10 protein-coding genes and 1 pseudogene are annotated in these 6,917 nt (G+C 42.6%); 8 read left to right on the plus strand and 3 right to left on the minus strand.

The features are described 5' to 3' along the window. From C5684_RS09620 to C5684_RS08270, 3 genes are all read left to right on the plus strand, one after another. A partial coding sequence (locus C5684_RS09620; RefSeq protein WP_233708726.1) for a hypothetical protein occupies nucleotides 1-357 on the plus strand: 357 nt, incomplete at its 5' end. Nucleotides 358-359: 2 nt separating this feature from the next. Then, complete coding sequence (locus C5684_RS08265; RefSeq protein ID WP_104640008.1) at nucleotides 360-1,481, plus strand: hypothetical protein; 1,122 nt, start codon at nucleotides 360-362, stop codon at nucleotides 1,479-1,481. Next, nucleotides 1,481-2,575, plus strand: a complete 1,095-nt coding sequence (locus tag C5684_RS08270) for a hypothetical protein (RefSeq protein WP_104640009.1) — start codon at nucleotides 1,481-1,483, stop codon at nucleotides 2,573-2,575. The genes C5684_RS08265 and C5684_RS08270 overlap by 1 nt, the downstream gene beginning before the upstream one ends. Here C5684_RS08270 and C5684_RS08275 read toward each other — a convergent pair. Further along, nucleotides 2,558-3,379 (minus strand): tetratricopeptide repeat protein, encoded by an 822-nt coding sequence (locus C5684_RS08275; RefSeq protein ID WP_199764531.1) that lies wholly within the window; start codon nucleotides 3,377-3,379, stop codon nucleotides 2,558-2,560. The two genes, C5684_RS08270 and C5684_RS08275, sit on opposite strands and share 18 nt — an antisense overlap. A 140-nt stretch (nucleotides 3,380-3,519) precedes the next feature. On the opposite strand from C5684_RS08275, the gene C5684_RS08280 reads away from it, so the two are divergent. The 5 genes from C5684_RS08280 to C5684_RS09625 all read left to right on the plus strand — a co-directional run bounded on the left by C5684_RS08280 (nucleotide 3,520) and on the right by C5684_RS09625 (nucleotide 6,438). Then, on the plus strand, nucleotides 3,520-3,795 hold the full coding sequence (locus tag C5684_RS08280) for a hypothetical protein (protein ID WP_034582598.1): 276 nt from the start codon (nucleotides 3,520-3,522) through the stop codon (nucleotides 3,793-3,795). Nucleotides 3,796-3,806: 11 nt separating this feature from the next. Then, a complete protein-coding gene (locus tag C5684_RS08285) occupies nucleotides 3,807-4,229 on the plus strand; it encodes a hypothetical protein (RefSeq protein ID WP_104629444.1) in 423 nt (140 codons plus the stop codon). Nucleotides 4,230-4,568: 339 nt separating this feature from the next. After that, the gene (locus C5684_RS08295; protein ID WP_104640011.1) at nucleotides 4,569-4,841 is read left to right on the plus strand and encodes a hypothetical protein; all 273 of its coding nucleotides are present in this window, start codon (nucleotides 4,569-4,571) and stop codon (nucleotides 4,839-4,841) included. Between the two features lie 33 nt (nucleotides 4,842-4,874). Further along, on the plus strand, nucleotides 4,875-5,300 hold the full coding sequence (locus C5684_RS08300; RefSeq protein ID WP_158650227.1) for a hypothetical protein: 426 nt from the start codon (nucleotides 4,875-4,877) through the stop codon (nucleotides 5,298-5,300). A gap of 88 nt (nucleotides 5,301-5,388) precedes the next feature. Then, nucleotides 5,389-6,438 carry a hypothetical protein gene (locus C5684_RS09625; RefSeq protein ID WP_233708727.1) on the plus strand — a complete coding sequence of 350 codons (1,050 nt, stop codon included), beginning with the start codon at nucleotides 5,389-5,391 and terminating at the stop codon, nucleotides 6,436-6,438. Between the two features lie 182 nt (nucleotides 6,439-6,620). Here C5684_RS09625 and C5684_RS08310 read toward each other — a convergent pair. Together C5684_RS08310 and C5684_RS08315 are read right to left on the minus strand one after the other, a co-directional pair. Further along, nucleotides 6,621-6,728, minus strand: a pseudogene (locus C5684_RS08310) (transposase); the annotation flags it as partial. 59 nt (nucleotides 6,729-6,787) lie between these two features. Next, on the minus strand, nucleotides 6,788-6,917 hold a 130-nt coding region (locus C5684_RS08315; protein ID WP_158650229.1), incomplete at its 5' end, for a zinc ribbon domain-containing protein.

Genomic DNA, 6,917 nt, shown 5'->3' on the forward strand with positions numbered 1-6,917 from the left:
CCAAAAATAGATCCTAGCCATTTTTCTGCCCTTTATTTAGCCCGCATCCTTGTCTTCAGCCACAACGCCCTTTTTTACGACCGCTTAAAAGACGATGATCCCACCATCTTAAAAAACCACCCCACGATGTGCTTAAATCCCAAATACTTAAGCCCCAAATCTAAGCAAACCTGCCTACAACTCTTTAAAACCCAAACCTACAACACAAAGGACATTCAAGAGCAATTACATCTCGTGCGTTTGATTTCTATTGACAACGCCCCCTGTGTATATTTGAACTCCCAAGACAAGCTCCAAGTGTTTAAGTCTGACAACGCAATCTGTTTGGTATTGCAAAAACATTTGACAAAGGAATAAAAATGATTCGCCTACTTCTCTTAGCTCTCTTAGTATTAAATCTGCAGGGCAAAGAAGATGTATCAACTACCGTAATTCCAATAGACAACCCCCAAGAATCCCTAAACACCCCCACCCCCGCCTTTATCCAACTACTCACAACCCTACAGCAGACCTTGCAAACAGCCAAGGACAAAACATCCAAGCTCATCCCCCCGCAAGGTATGCCCTATTCCACCTACTTAAGCACCCTGCAAAAGAATTTGGATTCAGACCAAATATGGAAACTAGCGCACACAGCACTAGATCAAGTCCCCTTGTTTGAGGCTTTTAACCCCGCTAATGCCTATGAGCAAGATTTTTTAGAACACACCAAAACATTTGAAGCGATGCATTTGATTGGGATGTTTGATGATACGCCAATCCCCAAGATGGCACGAAGGTTCTTAGAAACTCTTAATTTTTTTTACAAACCCTTTTTTGAGGCTAAAAAAAGAGGGTTAGAGATGGATGCCTATTTGCACTATCTTGCCAAAAGCCCCGTACCCCAACGCCGTTTAGATGCCTACAATGCGCTAGGAATTTATGGCTCTGCCATGAAAGATTATCTCTGTTTTAATCCCGATGGCATTGCACAAAATTTGGTGCATGATGTGGGCTACCTTTATAAACCCCATGGGGCTTGGGGCATCTTTAACGATTGGTTTAAAGCGTTGATTGCCTCCATGTTAAACCAGGATGCCGGTTATATGGAAAAACACGGAATCTTTGCCAAAAACTTAGCCAATAACCCCCAATTAGCCCCCTTTGATGCCATGCAAAACCTTTATGCGGTGCATGTGTTGCGGGTGATTAAAGACATCGATGCCTATGTGGATTTGCAAGACATCAGCCCTGAAATCTTGCAGAAACGCCCCACAATCTGCCTTAATCCTAACTACCTAAACCCAGCACTAAAGCAAGCATGCCAAACTCTCTTAGCAAAGCCTCACCCCGCCTTCAAAAAACAGCTAGAACTATTAGGAATTCTCATTATGGATAATGTGCCCTGTGTGGCTTTAAATCCTAACCAAACCCCCCTCTTTTTCCACACCAAGGACGCTTTTTGCCAAGCTCTACAAACTAGCTTTAAAAAGGAGTTTTAATGCGTTTTTTTGTTCTTGCCCTCTTGTTAGGGACTTTGGGGGCAACAACCCCTTCTGCTTTGCTAGAGATCGCCCAAAAAATACAAACCACGATGGCAACTGCCACAGCCACTACAAGCCCTGAGGACGATCTGAGTAGTGATGACGCTGTGATTAATTCTTTACCCATAATACAAAAACTTGGATTAGAATTTTTAAATCAAGTCCCCCTCTTGCAAGAATTTAACCCCCACAATGAGAAAGAAGCGCACTTTGTGGGTTGGCTTAAAAACTTTGAGATGCTCCATCTCTTTGCCTTGATTGCAGGTTACACAGCAGATCCAGATAAAAAACCCCCTTTATCTCAGATCATAAATGACTACTTAAAGGTGTTGGATTTTATCTATGGTCCCCTCATTAAAGCGCACCAACAAGGTTTGGATTTAAATGTCTATATCAAGGCTCTACGCACGCTCCCCTCTGATCCTAAGAGCTGGGATGACACGGTGCACTATTTTACTACTAACAGACAAGTTAAGCCCAAGCCTATGTTGCCCGTGCAAGCCTTTTTTGAGGATTTTAAAATAGTTGAATTGGCTTACCGCTTAATCAAGGGAGGGGATACGCAAGCCATCTTGGGCGAGTTGCTCAGTTGGGGCTATGCCAATACTTATGCGATCAACAATCTAGGTTTTGAAAGTGATTGCGGGGATGCAGTTGATACAAAAGAGTACCAAAAACTCTACGCCCCCTATTACGCCCAATATAATGTGAGACTAGCCGAGTTTCTCTATGAGAGCTATTACTACACCTTTGATGATCCCCTCTCTAGACCACAGCTAGATGTAGCGACTTTGCAAAAACACCCCCAACTTTGCCTCAAGCCTAAGTATTTACGCCAAAAATTCAAACAAGCTTGTTTAGACATCTTGCAAAAAGGCACTTACAAAACCCAAACCATAGAAGACTATTTTAAGATTATCGGCTATTTGCAGACAATCCCCCTTGTCAATGTTGATAACAGCCCGTGTTTAGCCCATAACGCACAGGGTAAGCTCCAAAAAAAATTCAAATCTAAAAACCCCTTTTGTGTGGCATTACAGAACGGGCTGTGAGGCGTGCCTTTTTGTGGGCTTAAAAGAGTTTTTATTTTTCAAAGAGAGCTGGCGTTTTAATTCCTCAGCTTCTTCACAATCAACTTCGTCTTCACCTTTTTTACAAGCCTTTTGGTAGTATTCTAGAGCCTTATTGGTGTCTTGTTTCTGATTGTATAAATCCCCCAAACCCGAATAACCATCAGGATCGCCTAAATCAATTGCTTTTTGGTAATAAGCAGCGGCTTTAGTGTAGTTTGTAGAAACATACATTCCATAGGCATACATGCTCCCTAGAACCAAATAACCCTTGCTGTATCCCAGATCGCCTGCTTTTTGGAAGCATTCTACGATTTTAGAAGTGTCTGCAGAAACCTCTTTATAACGATACATCCATCCCAAAAGAAAATAAGCCTCACCGTTCCCCATATCCCCTGCTTTTTCATAATACTGTGCGGCTTTAGAGTTATCTTTAGGGGCATCGTACCAAGTGCTATGCGTGTTATATATCTCCCCCAAAAAGAAATAACCCTCAGCATTCCCCATAGCCCCCGCTTTTTCAAGGTATGCTATGGCTTTAGGATAATCTATACCAACCCTTGTAGACTTGCTATATAAATACCCTAGACCCACATAACCCCTAGAATCTCCCATATCAGCTAGTTTTTGATAGTATTTAAAAGCCTTTGGATCGTCGCGGTATTTCCAAAGAGCCTCTGTAGCGATGTCGTAGTATTGATCTGCCTCTTTACTCGCATACACACTCCCCAAGCAACATAAACTGATTAAGACTAGCCTGAATATGTTTTTGATTATGTTTGTCATTCTGTCTTCCTTAATGAATAGCCTTTAAGCAAAGGCATGCTAAAGCAAAGAAGCTTAAAACCCTTAATGCTAGAATCAAACCATTAGCCTCAAAGCCATGCTGTGGGGCTTAGTATGGCATCGTTATTGTGAGGATAATAATGAAGATAAAAAATTTTTTCTTAGGGCTGGTGTTAGTGCTCATGCCTATCTTTACTTTGTGTATGTGTATGGGGATCATGATAACATTGGATAATTATGGTTGCCATACCCATGTTTTGGCATTTATAGACGTGTTAGTGTTGGGCGTGTTGTCTCTGTTGCCCATTAGAGAGATTTATAAATACACGGGTTGGCATTCTGGCTGTGTGCTGAGTGCGGGTATTAGTGGGTTGGTGGTGGTGTTCTGCCATATGATCGCATCCTATGTGTATTGAAAAGGTTGATGATGAAAACTAAAGAAGTGTTTTTAGGGATAGTGTTGGGGTTGATCCCCATTGTGGCGTTTGCGGCGTGTTTGTTTGTCGGGAGGCAACTTGTGAATGCCTGCCATTCTCACTTAGCAGCTTTAAGCCAAGTGCCCTTAGGCGCGCTGTTTCTTTTGTTAGTTTTTGGGATTTACAAGCGCACGGGCTGGGCTTTTGGCTGTAAAATGAGCGGGATTTTCACCTTATTGGTGGTGCTGAGTGGGTTTTTTGTGGGGCTTGGGGTTTGGGATCGCCCTTGCTATGCAGAGCGGTGCGTGTGCGAGGGGATGTGTTATGAGAGCCCTTGTCCTACAGACCCTGTGAAGGATAAAGATAGTTGTATCGGAAGGTATTGTCCTGAGTGTTTGGGGCGCGCTACTACTGGGGCACCCCTACATAGGTAGGTTGCCCGACTAAGATGTTTTAGAGGCTACTATGAAAAAGATAACTGCGTTTTGCTTGGGGGCGGTGTTGGTGTTGATGCCCCTTTTGACTTTTTGGGCGTGTGCGAGAGCGATGATATACTTTGGTCCTTGCCATGTGCGCTTAGCCTGGGTGATGTGCTCTTAGGGGCTCTCTCTTTTGTGCCCCTTGTCAAAATCTATCAATACGCCGCCTCTAATAAGACTTGGGCTTTGAATTGCAAAATCAGTATATACTCCAATATGATGGTTGTGGTGTACTTGCTGATTATAGGGGGACTACTTTCAGACATGCAATCGTTTCGTTGTTAGGAGCATAAAATGAAAAAGACGACATTGTTTTGCTTGGAGTTGGTGCTCATGCCCTTTGTTACTTTTGCATCGTGCATTTTCTTTTATGCGCTGGTTCTTGTTATTACTCTTGATCTTAACCTCGCCCTTATCGCTTCATTGATCTTAGGGGGCTTGTCCTTTTATCCCATTTTTAAGATTTACAAGCGCAATGCGCCTAGCGAAGTTTGGGCGTGGCGTTGTGTCATTAGCGGGGTTTTTAATGCTCTAGCTGTGGGGGTGTGGTATGTCTTATTTATTTAAGGCTTGCGTTCTGTACCCTAGTAAGGATAAATGTTGGAAATTTTTTTCTTGTTCTTGGGGTTAGTGTTGATATCCCTCATCATTTTGTTTGTGTATGATAGGTTGAGTTTGGAGCGTAGGTTGAGTTTGGAGCGTTATACAACGAAGTGGATCAGGCGCATAGGGCGGTTTTATTTAGGGCTTTTGCTTGGCATCACACCCTTTTTGACGCTTTATTTATGCGCTAGAGTGGGGAGCATATTATTGCATTCGGGGCATGAGATTTTAGCGCTTTTGAGCGTACTCCTTTGTGGTTTGTTCTCCTTTTGGACAATTTATGGGGTTTATGATGACACAAAACCTAGCAAGGTGTGGAAGTGGGCTTGTTTGGCGAGCGCCGGGCTTAATGGGGTGATTTTAATAGGAGGTATGGGCTTTGCGGCATGGATTTTCTTTGGTCCGCACACTCCATTGTTCTAGTTAGCTATGCTAGAGCCAAAAGACTAGAAAAATGGATAAAATAAAAAATATAGTGTATTGAGCGATAAGAATTTGCAAAGGAATTGGAATGTGCTTAAGGTTAGTGTTTTTGTTGTTTGTGGGCTTAATGCACGCATCGCCTGCAAAATGGCTTGCACAAATGGAAGTTTTACAGGCTAAGGTGCTGGGGCGTTACGCCATCTCTAGCGATGTGCGCTCTAGGCACGGATCACGGAGGTTAGAGCAAGAGCCTTTAAAAAGCTCTTTAGAGCAAAAAGCCCAAGAAATCCGCGCTCTAGCCCAAAATTTCATCCAAGAAATGCCACTCTTAAAGATTCTAAAACCTAATAAAACCCTTAAAATTTTAAGCCAAGCCCAGCTTTTAGAGTTACTCAATGGCTCTATGCCAAAAGCCAGAAACAAGGCGGGTCAATACCAAGCCCTCAGCACTCCCCAAGCCAATTTGGAATTGTTTTTGTCTCTGCTAGAAATCTATCAGCCTCTAGTGGCATTGCAAGAACAGGGCGTGTATTTTTTAGAGATTAGGCAACACTTACCCCTCCAAAAGCCCAAACCCCAAGATAATTTCGTTATGGGGCTTGCCTTTAAAGTTAATATACTCCGGAACCTAGGCAAGCAAACCATAAAAGTGCCCCAATCTCAATTCGTGGCTTATGGGCTTAGCGCAGAGTTGTGGGATCATCCTAATAAATTGCAAACATACGCCCCCCACGATCCCAAACTAGACACTTCTTTAAAGCAAGTTCTAGCCTACCAGTTATTCCGATCTTTGAGCGATATTCAAGATTGGGGTTTTTACATCGACCAAGTCTTTGATGTGGATCGACCCAAAAAGCCCCAAAAACCCTTAAAATTATCTGCCATTGTGCAAAGACCTAGTGTGTGCTTGCTAGGCACACTCCTAGACCCTTTGTCCTACCAAACCTGCCTCAATGCCTTTAAAAAGCCTCCAGCTAATCTTTATCACAACCTAAAAGACTACTTGAAAACCCAACGCCTTTTAAGTGTGGAGAATACTCTTTGTGCGTATTTAGACCCTAAGGGTAAGCTCCAAGTTTTTAAGTCTAGTAATGCACTGTGTTTGGCATTGCAAAAGAGTTTTATAGGTTCCCTATAATCTATAGACATCAATCTGCACTAACAAATGTAGCAAGCTTGTACGCTTGTTGCAAATAAAAATCAATATTCCCAATACTTATTATTTTGAAATATTGTTCATTTATATTTTAACATCTTTTGGCAGAAATCCCACTCTAGCAAATGCGTCGCATTTGTTTTAGCGGGTGGGATGAATGCCCCCTACCCTTGATTTTCTATGTATCTTTTGATAGTTTCTGGGTTAGCTTCTCCTATGGAACAGGCAAAAAATCCATCTGTCCAAAACTTTTGTTCTTTCCAAAAATGCTTGCTTGACATACTCCCCATAGCTAAAGCTAGGGGATTCTGGGATCAACAAGGCTTGCCCACTAGGCGGGTCTTATAGCCTCTACTCCAAGAGTGGATGCCCCCACTCTATAAATATTAATGCTTGCGTTCAAATCTCTATCCAAAGAAAACCCACAAGAAGGGCAATGAAAAAACCTATCCTTTAGGCTT

Source organism: Helicobacter bizzozeronii (assembly GCF_900196775.1).
Lineage (GTDB): Bacteria > Campylobacterota > Campylobacteria > Campylobacterales > Helicobacteraceae > Helicobacter > Helicobacter bizzozeronii.